The organism is Actinoplanes sp. NPDC049316 (assembly GCF_040677315.1).
Taxonomy (GTDB): Bacteria; Actinomycetota; Actinomycetes; order Mycobacteriales; family Micromonosporaceae; genus Actinoplanes.
On record NZ_JBFAQM010000005.1, the window covers coordinates 303,953 to 325,539 of the forward strand.

Consider the following 21,587-nt stretch of genomic DNA (forward strand, 5'->3'; position numbering starts at 1 on the left):
CATCCGGTCTGCATCGTCGTACGCTTCTCCCTCCGGGCGAGATGATCTCTGTGGGTCTCTCGGCCGTGTCGTCCTGCCGCCAGTCGAGCACGCGCGCCGCCTCCGCCGTCCGGCTTCTGCCCCCGCGTGTGGACATCATGGCCCTTTCCGGCAAGTGCGTCGCGATGCTGACACAGTCCGTGACGGTGGCGGATTGAGCAGAGAATGACCTTCCAATCGAGCAGGGCCCTCCCGGAGCATGCGCCGGTGCTGAACTCCACGTCCCGACCGAGGGTCCGGCGATGACGGCGATGGCCGAGGCCGTCGTCGATCTGGACGCCATCGCCCACAACACCGGCGTGCTCGCCGCCGCGTCCGGTCCCGCCGGGATGATGGCCGTGGTCAAGGCCGACGGCTTCGGGCACGGGGCCGCCGAGGTCGCCCGTACCGCGCTGCGGCACGGTGCCACCTGGCTCGGCGTCGCATCGGTGGCGGAAGCTCTCGCACTGCGCGGGCTGGGCTTCACCGCGCCGATGCTGCTGTGGCTCTACCCACCCGGTGAGACGTTCGAGGACGTGCTGCGGGCCGGCATCGACGTGTCCGTCGGCGCGGTGGAGGCCCTGGAGACCGTGGCCGACGCCGCGGACCGGACCGGCACGGTCGCCAACGTCCACCTCAAGATCGACACGGGTATGTCGCGGGGCGGCGCGCCGGTCGAGGAGTGGACGCAGCTCTTCACGTGGGCGCGCAAGTTCGAGGGCGCCGGGCTGCTGCGCGTACGCGGACTCTGGTCGCACCTGGCCGGCGCGGAGGACCCCGGCAGCGCGCACCTGCGCAGCCAGCTAAGGGAGTTCGAGGTCGGTCGGCAGACCGCCCTCGCCGCGGGCATCGACCCGCCGATCCTGCACCTGGCCAACTCGGCCGCCGGGCTGCAGGTCCCCGAGGCACGCCACGACCTGCTCCGGGCCGGCATCGGCCTGTACGGCATCGAACCCGTGCCGGGACGCAGCTTCGGGCTGCGGCCGGCCATGACCGTACGGGCCCAGGTGTTGCTCACCAAGCGGGTGCCGGCGGGCACGGGGGTCTCGTACGGTCCCGACTTCTTCACCGATCGGGAGACCACGCTCGCCCTGGTGCCGCTCGGGTTCGCCGACGGTGTGCCGCGGCAGGCGGCCGGCCGTGCCGAGTTCCTCGTCCACGGTGTCCGATGCCCGGTCGCCGGCCGGGTCAGCATGGACCAGGTGGTGCTCGACGTCGGCGACCTGCCCGTGCGCGCGGGGGAGTACGCGATCATGTTCGGTCCGGGGGACCGGGGCGAGCCGACCGCCGCGGAGTGGGCCGCCTGGGCGGGCACCAACCCGAACGACATCCTCACCGGCATCGGCGCCCGGGTGACGCGCCGCTACGAAGGGGCTCCGTGACGCATCCCCGCGAGACCACGCAGGCGCTGGCGACCGCGGCGGGCCTCGGCGTCTGCGCCGCGCTCGCCCAGTACGTCGTGGCCCGGCACTACCTGCAGATCGAGTGGGCGATCACCGTTCCCGTGCCGCTCGCCTGGTGGGCGGTGGCCGGCGCCGCCGGGGTGGCCGGGGCGCCGCTGTTCCTGGTCTTCCTCGGGCGCCAGACGGAACGGCTCGTCGCCCTGCCCTGGCGCCGGCTGCTGCTGACCTCGGTTCTTCCGGTGCTGGTCGCGCACTACGCGTGGTTGGCCTTCACCGTGACGTTGCTGCGCCGCATCGATCCCGGGCTGATCGGCGTCCCGATGCGGGACTCCCGCGAGCTGCTCGGCATCGCCCTGCTGCCACCGCCGGAGCTGTCCCTGCTGTGGGCGCTCGCGCTGTTCCCGCTGATCGCCAAGGCGACGCAGCGGGTGCCCGGAGCTGCGCTCGTCGCGGTGCTGTGCGCGGCAACCCTGCTGACCAGCGCGGTGTCATTCCTCGTCTTCCTGGCCGTCGGCCTCCGGTTCGCCCGGCAGATCGAGCGCGCGGCGGAGCCGTCGTCCTGGCGGGAGGTGGCGGCGCGCGCTGTCGTGGCCGTCGTCGGTGCCTGCGTGCTCGGTGTCGACCGCTTCCCGGCCGGCCTCGCCGTCGTCGTCGCCGGTCTGGCCGCCCTGCCGTTCGCGCTCACCGTCGCGGCGCGACTACGGTTCCGTGCCCTGACGGCGGTGGGTGCTGCGGCCGTACCGGTTTATCTGCTTCTCGTCCCGGTCCTGGGTCTGGCCGACAAGGTCCTGCTGGCGCGGTTGTCGGCGATGGGGTCCGCAGTGCAGTTGGTGGTGGCACTGGCGGAGCCGCTGGTGCTGACGGCCGGCATCGCGGCCGGCGGCCTGGTGCTGCTGGCGCTGGCCCGGCAGGTACGGGCCCGGACGTTCGCGGGGGTGTCCCGATGATTCGGCGGCTGACGGCGGCGGCCTGTGCGTTCCTGCTGATCGCGACCGCGGGGTGCGCCTCCTCGTCCGGCGGCGACCCGCCGCAGACGGCCGGCGCCGCGGCCACCGAGCTGACGCTGACCTTCGCCGGCGACGTGCACTTCGAGGGCCGGGTCGACAAGCTGCTCGCGAACCCGGCCACGGCGTTCGGGCCGGTCGCGACGGAACTGGCGAAGGGCGACCTGACCTTCGTCAACCTCGAGACGCCGATCACGAGCCGTGGCAAGCCCGAACCGAAGCGGTACCTCTTCCGGGCCCGCGACGCCGCCGTGCCCGCCCTCAAGGCGGCGGGGATCGACGCGGTCTCGCTGGCCAACAACCACAGCCTCGACTACGGCCGGCAGGGACTCGCCGACACGATGGCCGCGGCGCGCAAGGGCGGGATCGGCACCGTCGGCGCCGGCAAGAACGCCACCGAGGCTTACAAGCCGTGGCGGCGTACGGTCCGCGGCGTGCGCCTGGCCGTCTTCGCCTTCAGCCAGGTCGACGACCTCGCCGCGGAATGGGCGGCCGCGGACGGCAAGGCGGGTCTCGCCATGGCGTTCGACACCGGCCGGGCGCTGGCCGCGGTCCGCGCCGCACGTGCCGACAGCGACCTCGTCGTCGTGCTCCCGCACTGGGGGACCGAGGGCGACCGGTGCCCGAACCGGCTGCAACGTGACTTCGCCGACGCGCTGGTCAAGGCCGGTGCCGACATCATCGTCGGCGCGCACGCCCACGTGCTGCAGGGAGCCGGGCGGTCCGGAGACGCCTACATCGCGTACGGGCTCGGCAACTTCCTCTGGTACAGCTCGGGGCTGTTCCAGCCGTACAGCGCGCGGGCCGGGGTGCTGCGGCTGACCGTCCGAGACCGGCGGGTGGTGAGCTCGGCGTTCGTGCCCACCGTCGTCTCCGGCACGGGGCAGCCGACGGTGCTCACCGGATGGCGCGCCGGCCTCGCCCGGGACAATTTCACCGACCTGCGGGACTGCGCCGGCCTCGGCACCGTCAGTAGTGAGCAGTGACGGTCCGCGCCGGCCCGTCCACCGTCAGGCGACCCCCGTACGGCAGCACCCACTGCGGGTCGGTGTGCCCGAAGTCCACCCCGAAGACGATCATGGCCTCGGGGTGGTACGCCTCGAACGCCCGCAGCACGGCGGCCCGCTGCTCCTCGCGGTAGCCGGCTCGCTGTTCCGGATTCCGCGCCTGGCGCAACGACGTACCCTTCGCCGTGCCGACCACGACGGCCGGGAACTGCTCGAGCAGGCCGCGCTCGCCGAAGTCGCGCAGCATCCGGAACACCTCCTCGGCCGGTGGCATCTCCTCCGACGTCTCCAGGAGGAGCACGCAGCCGGCGTAGTCGGCCACCGGCCGGACCCAGCGGTTCGCCGCCAGCGTCCAATGCAGAATCTCCAGGTTCCCGCCCCAGGTCGGCGCGCTCACCACCCGGTCCGCGTGGTGCCAGACCCGCTCCGGGCTGGGATACCTCGGCGCGGATCCGGTCAGGGCGGCGGGATCGGCCCAGTCGAGCTCCTCGTCGGTGAAGTCGGCCACCGGGCGTACGACGAGGTCGCCGCCGGTGAACAGCGCCGCGCGCAGGGAATCGGCGACCACCGGGTGAACCCCGGCGCCCCGGCCCAGGTGCACCATCGTGGACATCCCGTGATAGCCGGCCACGCCGTGGTGCCACAACCAGTTCAGCAGGTTGGTGTTATCCGAGTAGCCGAGGAACGGCTTCGGATCGGCGACGAAGGGCGCCGGGTCCAGGTGCCGCAGCACGGTGATCTGGTCGTCACCGCCGATGGTGGCGAAGACCGCGCGGATGCCCGGATCGGCGTACGCGTCCATCAGATCGGCGGCCCGCTCGGCCGGCGTCGCATGCCGCCGGGTCGTCGGATACTCGACCGGCTCCAACCCGAACTCCTCGCGCAGCCGCCGCAGGCCCAACTCGTGAACGGCGGGGAACACGGCCGGCGCGGCGAAGGAAGGCGAGACGATGGCGACGCGGTCGCCGGGAGCGAGCTTGGGTGGCGGGCTGAAGTCGGGACGCATGCCGCATTCAAGCAGCCGCGCCGACGACATCGCACGCCGTTTTCGTCAGGCCGTGCGGGGCAGGGTTCGCTCGGTCTGCGCCGGCGCGAGTGGTACGGGGGCGGGCAGCGCCGCCCGAGCCGCGAGCATCGCGGCGTTCGCCACCGTCGAAGGCAGCGCGGCGCTCATGCTCCGCCGCCGCAGCAGCGCCTCCACCCGCGCGCCCAGCTCGGACCGCGAGTACGGCTTCGTCAGGTAGTCGTCGGCGCCGGCGTCCATCCCGGCCAGCATCCGCCGCCCGTTGACATCGGCACTGACCAGCATGATCGGCAACTCCGCGGTGACCGGATCGGTCCGCAGCCGGCGGCACAGATCGATCCCCGACTCGCCGGGCATCCGGACGTCGAGCAGCACGGCATCGATCCCCCCGGCGCCCAGGGCGCGCCGGGCGGCTTCCGCGTCGGCGGTCGCGACCACGCGGTGCCCCAACCGCCGGAGCGCGTGGGTCAGCAGCTCGCGGTGATCGGCATCATCATCGGCGACGAGAACGGTGGTCACGGCAACACCTCGATCCGGCCCGCAGGGAGTCCGCAGCTCTGTTCGGCCCGCCCCCGGAATCACTTAGCCGAATAACCGGATGCGCACGTACGCTCACATTCACGGCTATGGGAACGTACGCGCGCATTCGCGCAAGTGGGAACGTACGTGCACATGAGCTACGCTGTGCGCGTACGTTCACATCGGGAGGTGGCATGCGCATCGACCGGCCCTCCGACCTCGGCAACCACCTCCGCGAGGTCCGGCGGCGAGCCGGCCTGAGCCAGGCAGCCGTCGCCGCGCGCGCGGGCCTGAGCCGTCGCTGGCTGTCCGACCTCGAGGCGGGCAAGGCCACGGCGGAGGTCGGCCTGGTGCTCAAACTGGTCGCCGCCCTCGACCTCATCCTGGAGATCAACACGGCGCCAAAATCCGACCTGGACCTGGACGTCTACCTGAGCCGGTTCGAGCGCCGCCCGGGCTGATCGAGCCGGTTACGAGGGAGCCTCGGCCGGCGCCGCGTCACGCCCGCCGCAGAGGGCCGCCGCCACCACCGGCACCAGGCTGATCAGGGCCGCGATGCGGGTCAGCCCGTACCCGTAGGTCACCGAGTAGAACCAGAACGGCACGCCGGGCGGGCCGCCGGCGGTCTGGACGAGCAGGATCAGCGTGCCGGCCAGGGTGAGCGGCGTCAGCAGGACCAGCGCCACCACGGCCGGTTCGCGGGTCAGGGACCGCACGCCCGCGCTCGCGTGTTCGGTGCGGCGGCTCACCCATCCGGTGAGCAGCCAGCCGACGAGCGCACCGGCGAGCCAGCCGAGCCAGGTCAGCACGCTCACGTGGGCCGGCGTACGGCGTTCCAGTGTGGCGGTGGCCTCGAAGCTGCCCGGCGGGGTGTCGACCACCGAGGTCAGCGCCTCGACCGTCATGGTGATGCCGCCGCGGGTGGCCTTCAGGTCGGTGCCGTCCTGCATGAGCCGCCCGGTGGCGATCTCCGTGGCGCCGGTGGGGACGGTCGGGCCCACGTCCCAGCCGGACGCGGCGAGCCGGGCGGCGGTCGTCTCCGTCCACGCCCGGTAGTCGCCACGGACGAACCGGTCCTCGGGGCCGATGGCCAGCGTGGCGAAGGCGACGTCCTCGTCGTGCCCGTGCAGCAGCACCTCGGTCACGGAAGGCTCGCGTATGTCGAGGAACAGGGCGTCGCTGTCGCGTTCGGCGCGGTGCCGCATGCCCGGGAAGACGGTTTCCTGGATGGCGGCGAGCCGCGCGCCGTGCGGGAAGTCCGGCGCGGTCTCCCAGGCGAGCCGGGACGCGACGGCCGCGCCGAGCAGGCCGGTGGAGAGTGCGATCAGCACCGCGATCACGACGATGCCGCGCCCGGCCGGCCGGCCCAGGCGGGCCCGCATGCCGTGCCGGAGCAGGTTCGGGATCTCGCGCAGCGCCGGCCGGGTGCGACCGCTTTCGGTCAGCGTGTCGAAGAGCTCTTCCCTGCGGGGCCCTTTCGGGTACGCCCGCAGCACCACGCGATACCCGTTCACGCGGTCTCCAGCCCGTGGCGTACGGACAACTGCCGGGCGGCGGTGCGCGCGTTGCGCCGCAGCCGTTCGGTCTCCGCGTCGAGGGCGACCGCGCCGTGGTCGGTGAGCCGGTAGTAGCGCCGCGTGCGCCCGTCGACGACCTCGTCGTGGTCCGGCTCGACGAGGCCCTCGGCGCTGAGCCGGTCGAGGGCCGCGTACAGGGTGCCGGCCTGCAGCTTCATCTGCCCCTCGGACAGCCGGCCCACCTCCTGGAGCACCCCGTACCCGTGCAGGGGCCGGGTCGCCAGGGCGGTCAGGATCCAGAAGGTCGGTTCCCGCATCGACGTCGCCATGCGAGCAATATAAAGATCAATTGACTATGGGTCAACGCAGCCGGGACAGCCACTTCCGCTCGATCTCGGCGGGCAGATCCACGTCGCAGTGCCGCGCGAGCAGCAGCGCGTGACACACCACATCCGCGACCTCGGCGGCGAACCCGGCGTGCAGGTCGGCCGGCGACCGCCCCTTGTCCCGCGCCTGCCCGGCCCGCATCAGGAAGGCCTGGGTCAGCTCACCGACCTCCTCCTGCAGCTTCAGCAGGAACCAGGTGTCGTCGCGGCGGATGCCGAAGGCCTCGGCATAACGCTCGGACACCCTCTCGACGTCATCGGACAGTCGGCGCAGGTCCATGCCGCGTAAGTTACCGCGCGGGCCCGACAGAAATCCTCGAGCGGACGGCGCCGAGGAGGGCGTCGGCGACGCGGGAGCAGCCCTGGCCGTCGACCGCCGCCCAGGCCCGGGCCGCCAGCTCGGCCCGGGCCGCGGGATTCAAGAGCAGCTCGCGCATCCGGTCGACCACTTCGGCCGGGGAGTCGCGCAGGGCCGGCAGGTGCCCGAGACCGGCGGCGAGTCCGCGGCCGGTCGTGCGGTCGTACCCGAGGATCTGGTTGTCCACGACCCAGACCAGCGCCGCCGCCCGGCCGAGGCAGAGCAGCTCCCAGGTCGAGGTGCCGCTCGCGCTGATGACGAGGTCGGCGTCGGCGAGCAGGCTCGGCAGGTCGTCGGTCGGCGCGATGATGTCGAGGCGCTGGCCCTCGGTGGGCCGCAGCGCGAGCAGTTCGGTGCGCAGCTCGTCGGTCGCCGCCACGATGGTCGCCGAGAACGCGACGCCGGTGCCGATCATCAGGCGTCCGGCGACGGGCGCCGCACCGTACGCGTCGGTGCCGCCGAAGAAGGCCACGACCCGGGGTGTGCCGGCCGGGCCGGCGAGTGGCGGGGCCGGCGGCCGGAGGTCCCGGACGGCCCGGCGCAGCAGCGCATGATCGAGCCCCGCCAGGCGCGCCGCACCCGCGGGCAGCTCCGGCGTCAGCAGCTCGGCGTCCAGGTTCTGGTCGACGTAGACGTCCGCCTCCTGGCCGCGCAGATCACCGTCCACGATGGCCAGGACGGCCCGGCCCGACGCGCGCAGGGCGGTCGAGTGCGCGGGCGGCAGCACGTACGAGTCGACGACCACCGCGTCCAGCCGCAGCCGGTCCGCGGCCGCCAGGAGCCCGACGGTGTCGTACGGCGCGGGATGCCAGGGCAGGCCCCGGCTGGTGAGCTGCCGTTCCGCCCACTCCAGGCCGCCGAGGTCGCTGAGGAAGTGCACGCCGACGCCGCGCGAGGTCAGTTCCTCGGCGAGTGCCACGCACCGGACGAGATGCCCGACCCCGGTACGAGCCCCCGCATCACACCGAATCCCGATGTTCACGCTGTGCTGCATTGGCGTGCCCTCCTGGCCCTCACCGTTGCGGCCGTTCACCGATTGCCCTCGGCGTTGTTCGGTGCAGTCGCTCACGCTTGCGCTAGCTCCTTCTGCCGTACGTGTGCGTTGATTCCGGCCAGCTCGGGGCGGTCGGCGAGCCAGTCGGCGAGCGTGCGTACGGGCACCGGCCGGTCCCCGAATTGCGCGACCACCGTCTCGATGAGCCGCCAGTCGTCCTCGGTGTCCAAGGTCAGCCGCAAGTGTGACAGGTCGGGCTGCAGCGTCAGCCCGAGCACGCTGTAGTCGTACGGGTGCGAGTAGACGTACGAGGTGACATGGGTGCGGTGGTGGTCGGTGGCGAGCTTGTCGATCTGCCGCAGCACCTCGGTCCGGACGATCTCCACGTCGAGCCCGCGCGGCAGCGTCCGCGCGATGGAGGTGCTCAGGTAGTCGAGGTCCGGGGTGGCCGCGAAGACGTTGGCCGCCAGCATGATGAGCTCCGGATCGAGCAGCGGGCAGTCGGCGGTGAACCGCAGCACCGCGTCGGACTCGTCGGCGCGTTCGTCCAGCACGCCGAGGAAGCGGGTGAGCACGTCGTCGACCGGGCCGCGGTGCACCGCCACGCCGATGGCCTCGCACTCGGCGACGACCGCGTCGTCGCGGGTCTCCGTGGTGGTGGCGACGACCAGGTCGTCCAGGACCCCGCTGTCGTGCGCGGCGCGGACGACCCGGTCCAGCACCGTACGCCCGCCGAGGCGCCGGAGCACCTTGCCGGGCAGCCGCGAGGAGCCCATCCGGGCCTGGACGATGCCGAGGGTACGCATATCGGTCCTATCGCTTCTTGAGGTTGCGGCGGACGGCGCGGGCGGCGCGCGCGCCGAGCTTGGTGATGCGGTATCCGACGGTGCCGCTGAACATGTCGATCTGGAGCTGGGCCCGGCGCAGCTCGCCGTCGCGCTTGACCAGCTCCGACTCGACGTGCCGGATCCGCTCGCCCGCGTCGGCCAGCTGCTCCTCCAGGCGGCGTACGCGTTCCTCGTGCTCGCGCAGCCAGTCCGGCGCCGGAGGAAGAAGCTCCGGAACGTCGGCCGCAGGGGAGAGCCCGGCCGCGGCGAGCAGCACGGCTGTCAGCGCGGCAGTGTCCCGGGCCGCCGGCCATGGCTGGTCGTATCCACCGGCGAGCAGCGTCTCCGCGAAGCGCCGGATCGCCACAGCCGGCTCCACCAGCGGTCGCGCCGCGTCGAACACGGCGAACGTGTCGCCGTCGACCAGCACGTTGTCCGCGGCGGCGGCGGGCTGTTCCGCGACCCACGCCGACAGCAGGCACCGCAGCGCGGGCAGGTCGTGGCGCAGGCACGCGCCGATGAGCAGTTCCTCCAGGAGCCGTCCCGGCGGCATCGGCGGCATCGGCCCGGCCCCGAGCACCGCGGCCGGCGGGGTGACGCGGGCGGGGGGTCCGCGGAAGGCGAGCACCACCCACGCCGGCGCGAACTCGGGCCCCAGCCCGCCGCGGATCGCCGTGGCGGCCAGGCGGCGGGGGTCGCTGAGCACCGGGCGGTCCGCGTACGCGGCCCCGGTCACGGCGGAGGCGGCCGCGGCGAGCGCACCCGCCGGCCCGTCGCGCAGCGTCGGCTCGTCGACGATCAGCCCGGGCGCGGAGGGAAGCGGCCAGGCCGCGGCGAGCCAGGCGACGGTCAGGCCGTCCGCGGCGAGGTGCTGCCGCAGGCGGGCCGGGCTGCCGGGCTTGGTGCCGTACTCGCCGACCGGGCGCCAGTCGGCGTCGGTGTGCGCGAAGGTCACTGCGGTGCGGTCGACCAGGCGGTGCACGCCCAGCTCGTTCTCGACGGCCAGCAGCAACGCGCCTCCCGGGCGCAGCACGCGGCGCAGGGCCTGCAGCGCTTCGGCCCAGTCGTACTGCGGGCCCTCGACCGAGCAGAGCCGGTCCACGCCGTCGAGCGCGATGACGACGTCGTAGTGGTCGGTCTCGGTGAGCTTCGACAGCGATCCACAGAGGACGGTGGCGACGCGGCGATTCAGGGCGTCGGCGTCGGACTCGGCGCGGACCAGGCACGTGACCTCGGCGTCGGGTGGCAGCACCGTCAGCAGCGAGGGATCGTGCGGCCCGGCGACGAGGACGCGGGCGCCCTCGGGGAGCAGCGGGTGCAGGGTGTCGAGCAGGTGGCCGTACGAGGGTCCGCCGGCGGGAGTGGTGTCGGACCAGCCGGCCATCTCACCGCCGATGTGTCGAAGGCTCACGCGGCCCACCCGAACATCGCGCGGACCTCGGCCGGAGAGGCGAGGACGTCGGCGCCCAGTTCGGCCAGCGCCGACTCCCGGGCCTGGTGCGGATCGGGGGACTTGCCGTGGAGTTCCGGCCACTGGCGGCGGATGCGCTCGGCGGTCGCGCGGACCTCGCCGGCCAGGTGCATGGGGTCGCCGTACACCGCGGGCGCGCAGCCGACCGCCGCGCCGTAGAGGACCGCGCTGCTCAGCCGGTTGGAGGCGACCCGGCGGTGCCGGCGCAGCTCGGTGAGCTGACTCCGGAGGAAATTCGGGTCGGTGTCGCGCCAGCGGAAACCGCGGTAGCCGTGGCAGATCACCCGGCCGGCCCGCTCGTACCGGCGGCGGACCCGGTCGTCGCGATACTCGTGCCAGTAGAGGCAGAACGTCACCGGGCCGTCCTCGGTCTCCAGGATCTCGTCGATGAGCCGCTGGTGGTCGCCGGCGATGTGCTGGCCCTCCCAGCCGTGGAACGGGTACCAGATCGTGCCCTCGCGCGGGCCGCCGTCGTCGGCGTCCGTCATCCGCAGCAGATAGAGGAAGGGCGCGCCGACGACCGTCGCGTACCGGCGGCCCATCGACCAGGCGCGCCGCCGGGTCTGCTCCGACCACACGAAGATGGGCCGGCCCGAGACGTACGGGGTGCCCGCGCCCAGTCCGTCCACCACGTTCCAGCCGTGCTGCAGGTAACCGTCGATGCGCGGCGGATCGCCGTCGAGCCCGCAGTACTCGGCCATCACGTGCGCATGGCCGTAGAAGTGGTTCGCGTGGTGCACGGGCTCAGCTCTCCAGGACGGTACGCAGGGCCTCGACCACCCGGTCCTGGTCGGCGTCCGTGAGGTCGTAGAAGAGCGGCAGCGAGAGCTCCTCGGCGTAGAAGGCCTCGGCGTTGGGGCACATGCCGCGCCGGTAGCCGAGGTCCTCGTAGACCGGGTGCCAGTACGCCGGCACGTAGTTGACCTGCACCCCGATGCCCGCGGCGCGCAGCCGGTCGAACACCTCCCGGCGCCGGCCGTCGAGGACGCGTACGGGATAGAGGTGCCGCATCGGGTCGACGTGGTCGCGGGTGACCGGAAGCCGCAACCCCGGCACGCCGGCGAGCAGCTCGTCGTAGCGCGCGGTCAGCTCCTGCCGGCGCGCCTTGAACGCGGCCAGCCGGCGCAGCTGCGAGCTGCCCAGCGCGCAGAGCACGTCCGGCAGCCGGTAGTTCAGGCCGAACTCGTGGACCTCCTGGTGCCAGCCGCCCTCGTCCGGGTGGCGCATCACCGCGCGGTCGCGGACGAGCCCCACCGTGCGGAACACCCGGGCCCGCTGCAGCAGCTCCGGATCGGGGGACGCGACCGCGCCGCCCTCGCCGGTCGTCAGGTTCTTGGTGGGGAAGAACGAGAACGTCGTCAGGTCGGCCAACGTGCCGACCGGCTTTCCCCGGTACGTGCTGCCGATGGCGTGCGCGGCGTCCGCGATGAGCACGGCGTCCGCGCTGTCCGCGACCTTGCGCAGGTCGTCGTACTCGGCGGGGTGCCCGGCGTAGTCGACCGCCGCGATCGCGCGGGTCCGGGAGGTGACCGCCGCCTCCGCCGCGAACGGGTCCAGGTTCGCCGTGTCCTCCTCGACGTCGGCGAACACCACGGTCGCGCCGAGCATCGAGGCCGTACCCGCGGTGGCGTAGAAGGTCATCGGTGTGGTGACGACCTCGTCGCCGCGGCCGATCCCGGCGGTCGCGTACGCCGTGTGCAGCGCCGCCGTCCCGTTGCTGACCGCGACGCACGGCGCCCCGGCGACCCGGGCCAGGTCCTGCTCGAAGGAGTCGACGCCCGGTCCCGTGGTCAGCCAGTCGCTGCGCAGGGCCGCGGTGACCGCCTCGACGTCGGCGTCGGTGACGTTCTGCCGTCCGTACGGCAGCATCACTTCTCCTTGATGAGGTCGCGCATCTCGTCGACCTCCAGCCACAGGTCGTTGTTGTCCGAGCGGTAGTTGAAGCCGTCGGCGACCGGCTCGCCGCCCTCGGGGGTCTGGTAGCCCCAGCTCGCGACGACCGGCTGCACCACGTAGCGGTCGGGGAAGCGCAGGGTCCGGCGGCTGTCGTCCGAGGCGATCATCTCCTCGTGCAGCTTCTCGCCGGGGCGGATGCCGGTCTCGTGCGTGGGCGCGTCCGGCGCGACGGCCTCGACCAGGTCGAGGATGCGCATGCTGGGGATGCGCGGCACGAAAAGCTCGCCGCCCTGCATCACGTCGAACGAGTCGACGACGAACTTCACCGCCTGGTCGAGGGTGATCCAGAAGCGGGTCATCCGCTTGTCGGTGACGGGCAGGCTCTTGCCCTCGGCGTTGAGCTTGCGGAAGAACGGCACGACCGAGCCGCGGCTGCCCATCACGTTGCCGTAGCGCACGACGGAGAAGCGGGTCGGGTGCGTGGCCGCGTAGTGGTTGCCGGCGATGAAGAGCTTGTCGGCGACGAGCTTGGTCGCGCCGTACAGGTTGATCGGGCTGGACGCCTTGTCGGTGGAGAGCGCCACGACCCGCTGCACGCCGGCGTTGATCGCGGCGTCGACGACGTTCTGCGAGCCGTTGATGTTGGTCGCGATGAACTCCGACGGGTTGTACTCGGCGGTGTCGACCTGCTTGAGGGCGGCCGCGTGCACGACGTGGTCGACGCCGTGCATGGCCCGGTCGAGCCGGTCCTTGTCGCGGATGTCGCCGATGAAGAAGCGCAGCCGGGGGTCGTCGCCGAACATCTGGCGGACCTCGTACTGCTTCAGCTCGTCGCGGCTGAAGACCACGATCCGCTGCGGGTCCAGGTTCGCCAGTGCGTGGCCCAGGAAGGCCTTCCCGAACGAACCGGTGGCACCGGTGACCAGGATCGACGATCCGCTCAACACACTCATGAATTGCTCCCGGGGGTGGGCACGGGCAATGAACGGCGAAAGCATAACCACGACGGACGACTATTCCAGCGGTCGGAAAAAAGGACAGTCGCAATTCACGTCCAGTTCAACTCGGATTTGTCGCCGCGTCGCGACCGCTGATGCAAGGTGGTTTCCTTCGCCCGCGGAACCCTTGGAGTAACACCGTGATCGAGCTGCAGAGACTGCGTGAAGCGTTCCGGACGTCGCTGGACCTGGCGCCGGACGCGCCCGTGGACGATCTGCACTACCAGGACAACGACAAGTGGGACTCGCTGGCCCACATGTCGCTCGTGGCGGCCATCGAAGATGAATTCTCGGTGATGATCGACACCGATGACGTCATCAATATGTCCTCATTCGGCGAGGCCGTGCGAATTCTCGGTAAATACGGGGTGGACTTCGATGCCTGATCGGGTTGCGCTCGTCACCGGAGCGTCCCGCGGCATCGGCCGGGCGGTCGCGCAGCGGCTGGCCGAGCAGGGCCACGACCTCGTCGTGCACGGCCACCGCGCCGACGTCATCGAGGAGGCGGCCGCGCAGCTCGCCGACAAGTACGGCGTGCAGGCAGTCCCCGCGCACGGTGACATCGCCGACCCGGAGACCAGCCGCGCGCTGATGCGCGTGGCGTTCGAGAACTTCCGCCGGCTCGACGCGCTCGTGGTCAACGCGGGCACGCACGCGGCCGGTGTGCTCGGCATGACCGACGACGCGACCGTGCAGCGGCTGTTCGCCGTGAACGCCGCGGGGGCCGCGTACACGTTGCAGGGCGCCGTACGGCTGCTCGGCCGTGGCCGCAACCCCGCGGTGGTGCTCGTCTCGTCGATCACCGGGACCACCGGGATCGCCGGTCAGGCGGTGTACGCCGCCTCGAAGGCCGCGGTCAGCGGCCTGGCCCGGTCCGCGGCGAAGGAGCTCGGCCCGCGCGGGATCCGGGTGAACGCGGTGGCGCCCGGCTTCATCGCCACCGACATGCTCGGCACGCTCGGCGACGAGGGCCGCGCGAAGCGCATCGCGGACACCGCGCTCGGCCGGCTCGGCGAGGCCGACGAGGTCGCCGACGTCGTGGCGTTCCTGCTCTCCGAGCAGGCCCGGTTCGTGACCGGCCAGGTGCTCGGGGTCGACGGAGGACTCACGCTGTGAACCTGCTCCATCCCGAGGCCCGGGTCGTCGACGCGGTCACCGGCGAGACCCTGCGGCCCGAGCACGTCGACGCCGCGGCGGCCGCGTTCGCGCAGCTGCCACCCGGCGTCGTCTTCGCACTCACGCCGACCGAGGTCGGCGCCGTCGCGCGCTATTTCGGTGCGCTCGCGGCCGGGCGTCCCGTCGCGCTGCTCGACCCCGATCTGGACGAGACGGTCCTGCGCGGGCTGGTCGACCGCTTCGAGCCGGTGCAGGTCACCGGGATCCGCACCGCGCCGCCGGACGGCTACCGGGCCGACGGTGACACCTGGGTGCGCGAGAGCCCGGCCGTCGCACCGCACCCGGATCTGGCGCTGCTGCTCACCACCAGCGGGTCGACCGGCAACCCGAAGCTTGTGCGGCTCTCCCGCTCGGCCGTGTTCGCCAACGCCGCCGCCATCGGCGACAGCCTCGGCATCACCGGTGACGACGTGGCACCGACGACCCTGCCGCTCTTCTACACGTACGGGCTGTCGGTGCTCAACAGTCATGTGCTGCGCGGGGCCACGGTGGTGCTCGAGCGCGGCGGCATCCTCCAGCGGGACTTCTGGACGGCCGTCGGCGCCCACGGCGTCACCTCGCTGGCGGCGGTGCCGTACCAGTGCGAGATGCTGCGCCGGCTGCGCTTCGACCCGGCCGCGCACCCGAGCCTGCGCACGCTCACCCAGGCCGGCGGCCGGCTGCGCCCGGTCCTGGTCGAGGATTTCGCGCAGCGGATGGCGGCCGTCGAGGGCCGGCTCTTCGTCATGTACGGCCAGACCGAGGCGACCGCGCGGATGACCGTGCTGCCGCCGGACCGGATCGCCGACAAGCTCGGCTCGGCCGGCCTCCCGATCCCCGGCGGCTCGCTGTCCATCGTGGACGACGAGGTGGTCTTCTCCGGGCCCAACGTCATGATGGGGTACGCCGAGAGCGCCGCCGACCTGGCTCGCGGCGACGACCTGGGCGGCGTCCTGTGCACCGGTGACCTGGGCCGCCTGGACGACGAGGGGTTCCTGTTCCTCACCGGCCGGCTCAAGCGCATCGGCAAGGTGTTCGGGGTCCGGGTGAACCTCGACGACGTCGAGCGGTCCCTCGCCCCGCACGGCGCGGTCGCCGCGGTCGCCGGCGAGGACAAGCTCCACGTGTTCGTGGAGGGCGCCGACCAGAACCTGGCCCGCTCGGTCCGCGGCGAGCTGGCGGCCTTCCTCGGCACCCACTTCTCGGGCCTCGACGTCCGCGGCATCGACGCGCTCCCGCTGCTGCCGACTGGCAAGGTCGACTACCGGTCCCTGGAGGCCCTCAGATGAGCGTGTTCACGCTGCCGCAGGCGGCCCGGGAAACGTTGCTGCACAAGGAACTCTCCGAGCTCACCGAGCATCACCGCGAGCGCTGCGCCGAGTACGACCGGATCCTCTCGGCCTCCGGGTTCACCTCGGCCGCGACCGTGGCGGAGCTGCCGTGGCTGCCCGTACGCCTCTTCAAGACCCTGACCCTGAAGAGCATCCCCGACGACGAGGTCTTCAAGGTCCTGACGTCGAGCGGCACCACGGGTGACGTCAGCCGCATCCACCTCGACAAGGCCGCCGCCGCGACGCAGACCCGCCAGCTCGGCGCGACCCTGCAGACGGTGCTCGGCGGCAAGCGGCTGCCGATGATCCTCGCCGACTCCCGCGGCATCCTGAAGGACCGTCGCTCGTTCAGCGCCCGCGGTGCCGGAGTGCTCGGCATGGCCACGTTCGGCCGGGACCACGCGTGGGCCCTGGACGCCGACGGCAACCCCGACCTCGCGGCGCTCACCTCGTTCCTGGAGCAGCACGGCGGCGAGCCGTTCCTGATCTTCGGCTTCACCTATCTGGTCTGGCTGCACCTGTACGAGGTGGCCCGCGCGCACGGCCTCGACCTGAGCAACGGCATCCTCATCCACTCCGGCGGCTGGAAGAAGCTCGTGGACCAGGCGGTGTCGCCGGCCGAGTTCCGCCGGCGGCTGCGCGAGGACACCGGGCTGAGCCGGATGCACAACTTCTACGGCATGGTCGAGCAGATCGGCACGATCTTCCTCGAGGGGCCGTCCGGCGGCTCGCTCTACTGCCCCGACTTCGCCGACGTCATCATCCGCAACCCGCAGACGTGGGAGGAGCAGCCGGTGGGGGAGCCGGGGCTCATCGAAGTGGTGAGCACGCTGCCCACGTCGTACCCCGGGCACGTCCTGCTGACCGAGGACCTCGGCGTGCTCGACGGCGTCGACGACGGCGACTGGCCGGGCAAGCGTTTCTCCGTCCTCGGCCGCCTGCCCCGCGCTGAGGCGCGCGGCTGCTCCGACACGTACCGGGAGACGGCATGACCGACTGCACCGAGCCACGCTCACGGCAAGCGGTGAACGGCCGCGACGGCGAGGGCCAGGAGGGCATGCCCAGCATGCTCAGCATGAGGTTCCGTTTCGGTGAGCCGGGAGAGCTGACCGCGCCCTCGGCGGACCGGCTGGCCGTCGGCGATCCGCGGGTCGTGGACTTCCTGTCGCGGTTCGCCCGCAAGCTGCTCGCGCCGGCCGTGGCGCGCCGCCACCCCGAGCTGGGCTCGCTGGGCTTCTTCCTGCGGCCGGCCGAACTGAACCGGGTGGCCGGACGGATGCGGCGCAGCGACGACACGTACGTGTTCCCGCGCGGCAACGTCTTCCACGTCCCACCGACCAATGTGGACACGATCTTCGTCTACTCGTGGGCCCTGTCCGCGCTGGCCGGCAACCACAACGTCGTGCGCATCTCGTCCCGGTCGGCGGGCGCCGCGGAGACCGTGCTGGCCACGCTGAACGCCACGCTGGCCGACGCCGACCCGGTGATCGGCCGGACCCAGCGCATGGTCACGTACGGCCGGGACGACGCGCTCACCGCCGCCCTCAGCGCGTGGTGCGACCTGCGGGTGATCTGGGGTGGCGACAGCGCGGTCGAGGCGATCCGCCGGCACCCGCTGCGCCCGTCCGCCCGCGACCTGACGTTCCCCGACCGTACGTCCTGGGCGGCGCTCTCCGTGCCGGGCTGGCTCGCCGCCGACCCGGAGGCCCGCCGGCGCGCGGTGGTCGGGTTCTCCAACGACGCGTACTGGTTCGATCAGGCGGCGTGCTCCTCGCCGCGTACGGTCTTCCTCGTCGGCGGCGACGCCGGGCGCGCGCAGCAGGCCCAGGACGACTTCCTCACGCTGCTCGGCGAAGTGGTCGTCGAGCGCGGCTGGAGCGTCGACGCGGCCATGGCCGTGGAGAAGCGGGTCCACGCGTACGGCCTCGCGGCCACCGGTGCGGCGACCACGCTGGCGTTCCCGGGCAACGCCGTCACCTCGCTGTCGCTGACCGGACCGGCTGCGGCGCCGCGGCGCTGGATCGGGGCGGGCGCGTTCCCGTTCGCCCACGTCGGCGCGCTGGCGGACCTCGTGCCGGCGATGAACCGGCAGGACCAGACGTTCAGCCACTTCGGGTTCGAGCCCGCCGAGCTGCGCGCCTTCGCCGGCGCGCTGGGCGGACGCGGCGTCGACCGGATCGTGCCGTTCGGCTCCGCGCTCACGTTCAGCGCGATCTGGGACGGCTACGACCTGCCGCACGAGTTCACCCGGCTCACGACGCTCGAGACGGCATGATCGACTGCACCGAACCGGCAGGTGCGCAGGCCGGAGACGGCCGCGACGGTGAGGGCCGGGAGAGCATGCCCATCAAGCTCGTGAGCGGCATCGTCCTGTCGGTCGTCGTGCCGATGTACAACGAGGAAGCGGTGATCCCCGCCCTCGTCGAGCGGCTGCGGCCGGTGCTCGACGGGCTCGGGGTCGCGTACGAGGTGGTCGCCGTGGACGACGGCAGCGCCGACCGCACCGCCGCGCTGCTCTTCGAACACGGCCGTACGTGGCCGCAGCTGCGCCTCGTGAAGCTGCGCCGCAACAGCGGGCACCAGGCGGCGCTGACCGCCGGGCTGCAGCGCTCCCGCGGCGACTGGGTGGTGAGCATCGACGCCGACCTGCAGGACCCGCCGGAGACCATCGCGCAGATGCTGCGGCTCGCCCGGGACCGGGGCCTCGACGTCGTGTACGGGGTCCGCTCCGACCGCAGCACCGACTCGGTCTTCAAACGGCACACCGCGGGCGCGTACTACCGGCTGATGCGGCGCCTCGTCGGTGCGGACGTGCCCGCTCAGGCCGGCGACTTCCGGCTGCTCAGCCGCGAGGTGGTCGAGGTCCTCAAGGTGCTGCCCGAGCGTACGCCCGTGTACCGGCTGCTCGTGCCGTCGCTCGGCTTCGCCTCGGCCGCGGTGCCGTACGCCCGCGAGAGACGCGTCGCCGGTGAGACCAAGTACCCGCTGCGCAAGATGGTCGCGCTCGCCTGGAACAGCGCGGCGGACTTCTCGGCGGCCCCGCTGCGGATCGCCACCTGGCTCGGCGCGCTCGCGTTCCTCATCTGCCTCGGCCTCATGGTCTTCGGCGTCGTGGTGTGGGCCAACGGCACGGTCATCCCCGGCTGGACCTCGCTCTTCCTGGCCGTCCTGCTGCTGTCGGCGGTGCAGCTGATCTGTCTCGGCCTGCTCGGCGAGTACGTCGCCCGCATCTACCAGACCGTGCAGAACCGCCCCACCTTCCACGTCGGGTTCGACTCGGCCGCGCAGCCCGGCCCGATGGAGATCCCGCAGCAGCGCTCGGCGGCCGCAGCGCGGTGACGATCGTCCCGTGGGTGGCGGTGGCGGCCGCGACCGTCTTCGCGCTGCTCCGGACCGGCACACCGCCCGGGGACATCGGGATCTACGCGGCATACCTGACGGTGGCCGTCGTTGTGCCGGGGACCCTCGTGCACCGGGCGGTCCGGGGCAGCCGCGGGAACCTGCCCGAGGACCTGGGACTGGGCGCCGCGACCGGGCTGCTGGTCCAGCTGGCCGGCTGGGCGATCGCCGCGGCCACGGGCCTGCAGCCGTGGCTGCGGTACTGGCCGCTGCTCGTGATCGCGGTGTTCGCGGCCGTACCGCCGCTGCGCCGGCACTGGCGGATCGCCGAGCCCGGGCCGCTTCCGGCGCGCTGGTCCTGGATGGTCTGCGGCGGCCTGCTGCTCGTGCTGCTCTGGGCGGCTTCGTCCTGGACGTCGGTGCCGCTGCCGCCCGCGGACACCGCCTACTACCCGGACCTCATGTACCACCTGGCGCTCGTGCACGAGATGACCCGCGCGATGCCGTTCGAGGTGCCGCAGCTGGCCGGGGAGACCCTGCGCTACCACTACCTGTCCGACGCCGACATGGCCGCTGCGAGCATGATCAGCGGAATCGCACCGGCGACGATCCTGCTCCGGCTGTGGCTGGTGCCGATCGGCGCGATCGGGCTGCTCGTCGTGGCCGCACTCACCCGCGAGCTCACCGGGAAGTGGTGGGCCGGGCCGCTCGCCGGGACGACGGCCATGGTCGGCATGCCGCTCACCCTCGGCGGGCCGGTCGAGGCGTACGGCGGTTCGGCGCTGGCCTTCAACAGCCCGTCGCAGACGTACGTGTTGCCGCTGCTGGCCCTGCTGGTCACGATGGCGGCCGACGTGGTGCGCGGTCGCCGGCTCGGCCCGGCCTGGTTCCTGGTGGCCCCGCTGGCGCTGGCGTGCGCCGGGTCGAAGGCCAGCGCCCTTCCGCCGCTGGTCGCCGGGCTGGTCCTCGGAGCGGTCGCGGCCCCCCGGCGGTTCCTGCGGACCGGCGCCTTCACGGTGCTCGTGGCGGCGGCGATGCTCGGTGGCATGCGGCTCTTCGCCGGTGGGGGAGCGGGCACGCTCGGGATCCAGCCGCTGAGCCTGCTGCGCTGGATCGAGCCGTACAGCGAGAGCCTGGGTCAGTGGGACGGGGTCGCCCCCAACGGTTTCCTGCCGCCCGGCGTCCGAGGGCTCGACATCGACGCGCGGTGGTTCGTGGCCTGGGTGGTGGTGTGGTGGCTGCTCATGCAGGCGCCCCGCCTGCTCGGCGTCGCAGGGCTCGGCGCACGCGGGCTGCGCCGCGACCCCGCGGCCTGGCTGCTGGCCGGCATGGCCGTCGCCGGAACCGCGGCGGCGTGGCTGCTCTGGCACCCGTCGGCCAGCCAGCTCTATTTCTTCCTCGGCGCGGCTCCGTTCGGGGTGGTGCTGACCGTCTGGCTGCTCGCCGACCAGGCGCGCCGCTGGTGGGTGCCGGCCGCCGGGCTGGCGGCCGGCGCCGCCTGGCAGATCGGGGCGCCCCGGGTGCACCCGCCCGCGATGCCGATGTGGTGGCGCGACTGGACGTGGCCGCTGGAGCTGCCGGTGCTGCGCGCGCTCGGCTTCGTGGCGGCGGCGGTGGTGCTGTCGCTCGCGCTGCGGCGCCGGATCCGGCCGGCGATCACGGCCGTGACTGCGGCGGTGCTCGGTGCGAGCCTCGCCGCCGCGGCGATCGGGTCCGGGAGCATCGTGTGGCGCGACGCGTACGGCCCGTCGTGGCCCCAGCCGCCCACGTCCCGCCTGCTCACCGCGGAGGAGATGACCGCCGCGCTCTGGCTGGACGACCATGCCGGTGCCGATGACGTCGTGGCCACGAACGTGCACTGCACGCCGATGAACCGCGCGAAGCCGTGCGACGCCCGCGCGTTCTGGGTGGCCGGGCTGGGCGGCCGCCGTGCGCTCGTGGAGAGCTGGGCGTACTCCGACGCGGCGGTCGCGGCCAACGGCGCCGACGGCCTCAAGTACGTCCTGCAGCCGCCCCCGGACCCGGCGACGTTCGAGCTCAACGAGCGGGTCTTCGCCGCCGCCGACCCGGCCGATCTCCGCACGCTGCACGACACGTACGGGGTCCGCTGGCTCTTCGCCGACAGCCGGGCCGGCGAGATCTCCCCGCTCCTCGCCGAGCGGGCGACGCTGCGCCTCACCTCGGGCCCGGTGACGATCTACGAGCTGTAAACCGGTGGAGCGGCGTCGCCGTGCGGCGTTAGCGTGCTGCCCAGCCGAGTCGTCCAGCCGGAGGCGCACCCTTGTACACCCTGTGAGACCTGCCGAGCACTGATCCATCTCGCGCGTCGCGCCTCCCGCG

General features: G+C 72.8%; 22 protein-coding genes. 11 read left to right on the forward strand and 11 right to left on the reverse strand.

The features are described 5' to 3' along the window. Positions 1–281 precede the first annotated feature (281 nt). Genes alr through AB0K03_RS10625 form a run of 3 tightly spaced genes read left to right on the forward strand, consistent with a single transcriptional unit; the run spans position 282 to position 3,411 of the window. Positions 282–1,400 (forward strand): alanine racemase, encoded by a 1,119-nt coding sequence (alr, locus tag AB0K03_RS10615; RefSeq protein ID WP_364682896.1) that lies wholly within the window; start codon positions 282–284, stop codon positions 1,398–1,400. After that, positions 1,397–2,368, forward strand: coding sequence for a hypothetical protein (locus AB0K03_RS10620; protein WP_364682898.1), 972 nt, complete (start codon positions 1,397–1,399; stop codon positions 2,366–2,368). Before alr ends, AB0K03_RS10620 begins: the two co-directional genes overlap by 4 nt. Next, the gene (locus AB0K03_RS10625) at positions 2,365–3,411 is read left to right on the forward strand and encodes a CapA family protein (protein ID WP_364682900.1); all 1,047 of its coding nucleotides are present in this window, start codon (positions 2,365–2,367) and stop codon (positions 3,409–3,411) included. Before AB0K03_RS10620 ends, AB0K03_RS10625 begins: the two co-directional genes overlap by 4 nt. Here the strand turns inward: AB0K03_RS10625 and AB0K03_RS10630 are convergent. Further along, positions 3,395–4,438, reverse strand: a complete 1,044-nt coding sequence (locus AB0K03_RS10630) for a S66 peptidase family protein (protein WP_364682902.1) — start codon at positions 4,436–4,438, stop codon at positions 3,395–3,397. The two genes, AB0K03_RS10625 and AB0K03_RS10630, sit on opposite strands and share 17 nt — an antisense overlap. A 45-nt stretch (positions 4,439–4,483) precedes the next feature. Continuing rightward, positions 4,484–4,975 carry a response regulator gene (locus AB0K03_RS10635; protein ID WP_364682904.1) on the reverse strand — a complete coding sequence of 164 codons (492 nt, stop codon included), beginning with the start codon at positions 4,973–4,975 and terminating at the stop codon, positions 4,484–4,486. Positions 4,976–5,169: 194 nt separating this feature from the next. On the opposite strand from AB0K03_RS10635, the gene AB0K03_RS10640 reads away from it, so the two are divergent. After that, a complete protein-coding gene (locus AB0K03_RS10640) occupies positions 5,170–5,436 on the forward strand; it encodes a helix-turn-helix domain-containing protein (RefSeq protein ID WP_364682906.1) in 267 nt (88 codons plus the stop codon). A 9-nt stretch (positions 5,437–5,445) separates the two neighbouring features. On the opposite strand, the gene AB0K03_RS10645 is transcribed toward AB0K03_RS10640, so the two are convergent. The 9 genes from AB0K03_RS10645 to pseB form a co-directional block, all read right to left on the reverse strand. Continuing rightward, positions 5,446–6,489: a hypothetical protein gene (locus AB0K03_RS10645; RefSeq protein WP_364682908.1), complete on the reverse strand. Its 1,044-nt coding sequence runs from the start codon at positions 6,487–6,489 to the stop codon at positions 5,446–5,448. Then, positions 6,486–6,821, reverse strand: coding sequence for a PadR family transcriptional regulator (locus tag AB0K03_RS10650; protein ID WP_364682910.1), 336 nt, complete (start codon positions 6,819–6,821; stop codon positions 6,486–6,488). The genes AB0K03_RS10645 and AB0K03_RS10650 overlap by 4 nt, the downstream gene beginning before the upstream one ends. Positions 6,822–6,852: 31 nt before the next feature. Then, positions 6,853–7,158, reverse strand: coding sequence for a pyrophosphatase (locus AB0K03_RS10655; RefSeq protein ID WP_364682912.1), 306 nt, complete (start codon positions 7,156–7,158; stop codon positions 6,853–6,855). 10 nt (positions 7,159–7,168) lie between these two features. Further along, the gene (locus AB0K03_RS10660) at positions 7,169–8,230 is read right to left on the reverse strand and encodes a spore coat protein (protein ID WP_364683069.1); all 1,062 of its coding nucleotides are present in this window, start codon (positions 8,228–8,230) and stop codon (positions 7,169–7,171) included. A gap of 71 nt (positions 8,231–8,301) precedes the next feature. Then, entirely contained in the window at positions 8,302–9,036 is a 735-nt protein-coding gene (locus AB0K03_RS10665; RefSeq protein ID WP_364682913.1) for a cytidylyltransferase domain-containing protein, read from the reverse strand. A gap of 7 nt (positions 9,037–9,043) precedes the next feature. Next, complete coding sequence (locus AB0K03_RS10670; protein WP_364682915.1) at positions 9,044–10,468, reverse strand: hypothetical protein; 1,425 nt, start codon at positions 10,466–10,468, stop codon at positions 9,044–9,046. Further along, positions 10,465–11,268, reverse strand: a complete 804-nt coding sequence (locus tag AB0K03_RS10675) for a hypothetical protein (RefSeq protein ID WP_364682917.1) — start codon at positions 11,266–11,268, stop codon at positions 10,465–10,467. The genes AB0K03_RS10670 and AB0K03_RS10675 overlap by 4 nt, the downstream gene beginning before the upstream one ends. 4 nt (positions 11,269–11,272) lie before the next feature. Beyond that, the gene (locus AB0K03_RS10680) at positions 11,273–12,397 is read right to left on the reverse strand and encodes an aminotransferase class I/II-fold pyridoxal phosphate-dependent enzyme (RefSeq protein WP_364682918.1); all 1,125 of its coding nucleotides are present in this window, start codon (positions 12,395–12,397) and stop codon (positions 11,273–11,275) included. Then, positions 12,397–13,371 (reverse strand): UDP-N-acetylglucosamine 4,6-dehydratase (inverting), encoded by a 975-nt coding sequence (pseB, locus tag AB0K03_RS10685; RefSeq protein WP_364683071.1) that lies wholly within the window; start codon positions 13,369–13,371, stop codon positions 12,397–12,399. The genes AB0K03_RS10680 and pseB overlap by 1 nt, the downstream gene beginning before the upstream one ends. 194 nt (positions 13,372–13,565) lie before the next feature. On the opposite strand from pseB, the gene AB0K03_RS10690 reads away from it, so the two are divergent. The 7 genes from AB0K03_RS10690 (at position 13,566) to AB0K03_RS10720 (ending at position 21,457) form a co-directional block, all read left to right on the forward strand. Then, positions 13,566–13,808 (forward strand): acyl carrier protein, encoded by a 243-nt coding sequence (locus AB0K03_RS10690; RefSeq protein ID WP_199515053.1) that lies wholly within the window; start codon positions 13,566–13,568, stop codon positions 13,806–13,808. Then, entirely contained in the window at positions 13,801–14,538 is a 738-nt protein-coding gene (locus tag AB0K03_RS10695) for an SDR family oxidoreductase (RefSeq protein ID WP_364682920.1), read from the forward strand. Before AB0K03_RS10690 ends, AB0K03_RS10695 begins: the two co-directional genes overlap by 8 nt. Continuing rightward, positions 14,535–15,866, forward strand: a complete 1,332-nt coding sequence (locus AB0K03_RS10700) for an AMP-binding protein (protein WP_364682922.1) — start codon at positions 14,535–14,537, stop codon at positions 15,864–15,866. Before AB0K03_RS10695 ends, AB0K03_RS10700 begins: the two co-directional genes overlap by 4 nt. Then, a complete protein-coding gene (locus tag AB0K03_RS10705) occupies positions 15,863–16,900 on the forward strand; it encodes an acyl-protein synthetase (RefSeq protein WP_364682924.1) in 1,038 nt (345 codons plus the stop codon). Before AB0K03_RS10700 ends, AB0K03_RS10705 begins: the two co-directional genes overlap by 4 nt. Before the next feature lie 83 nt (positions 16,901–16,983). Beyond that, positions 16,984–18,183, forward strand: a complete 1,200-nt coding sequence (locus tag AB0K03_RS10710) for an acyl-CoA reductase (RefSeq protein WP_364683073.1) — start codon at positions 16,984–16,986, stop codon at positions 18,181–18,183. After that, positions 18,180–19,247: a glycosyltransferase family 2 protein gene (locus AB0K03_RS10715; protein ID WP_364682926.1), complete on the forward strand. Its 1,068-nt coding sequence runs from the start codon at positions 18,180–18,182 to the stop codon at positions 19,245–19,247. Before AB0K03_RS10710 ends, AB0K03_RS10715 begins: the two co-directional genes overlap by 4 nt. Next, a complete protein-coding gene (locus AB0K03_RS10720) occupies positions 19,244–21,457 on the forward strand; it encodes a hypothetical protein (RefSeq protein ID WP_364682928.1) in 2,214 nt (737 codons plus the stop codon). The genes AB0K03_RS10715 and AB0K03_RS10720 overlap by 4 nt, the downstream gene beginning before the upstream one ends. Positions 21,458–21,587: the final 130 nt, after the last annotated feature.

Coding starts and splice junctions, on each gene's coding strand:
- AB0K03_RS10640 (WP_364682906.1), top strand. CDS start 5,170: ATGCGCATCGACCGGCCCTCCGACCTCGGCAACCACCTCCGCGAGGTC.
- AB0K03_RS10650 (WP_364682910.1), bottom strand. CDS start 6,821: ATGGCGACGTCGATGCGGGAACCGACCTTCTGGATCCTGACCGCCCTG.
- AB0K03_RS10665 (WP_364682913.1), bottom strand. CDS start 9,036: ATGCGTACCCTCGGCATCGTCCAGGCCCGGATGGGCTCCTCGCGGCTG.
- AB0K03_RS10655 (WP_364682912.1), bottom strand. CDS start 7,158: ATGGACCTGCGCCGACTGTCCGATGACGTCGAGAGGGTGTCCGAGCGT.
- AB0K03_RS10695 (WP_364682920.1), top strand. CDS start 13,801: ATGCCTGATCGGGTTGCGCTCGTCACCGGAGCGTCCCGCGGCATCGGC.
- AB0K03_RS10625 (WP_364682900.1), top strand. CDS start 2,365: ATGATTCGGCGGCTGACGGCGGCGGCCTGTGCGTTCCTGCTGATCGCG.
- alr (WP_364682896.1), top strand. CDS start 282: ATGACGGCGATGGCCGAGGCCGTCGTCGATCTGGACGCCATCGCCCAC.
- AB0K03_RS10660 (WP_364683069.1), bottom strand. CDS start 8,230: ATGCAGCACAGCGTGAACATCGGGATTCGGTGTGATGCGGGGGCTCGT.
- AB0K03_RS10710 (WP_364683073.1), top strand. CDS start 16,984: ATGAGGTTCCGTTTCGGTGAGCCGGGAGAGCTGACCGCGCCCTCGGCG.
- AB0K03_RS10630 (WP_364682902.1), bottom strand. CDS start 4,438: ATGCGTCCCGACTTCAGCCCGCCACCCAAGCTCGCTCCCGGCGACCGC.
- AB0K03_RS10715 (WP_364682926.1), top strand. CDS start 18,180: ATGATCGACTGCACCGAACCGGCAGGTGCGCAGGCCGGAGACGGCCGC.
- AB0K03_RS10705 (WP_364682924.1), top strand. CDS start 15,863: ATGAGCGTGTTCACGCTGCCGCAGGCGGCCCGGGAAACGTTGCTGCAC.
- AB0K03_RS10680 (WP_364682918.1), bottom strand. CDS start 12,397: ATGCTGCCGTACGGACGGCAGAACGTCACCGACGCCGACGTCGAGGCG.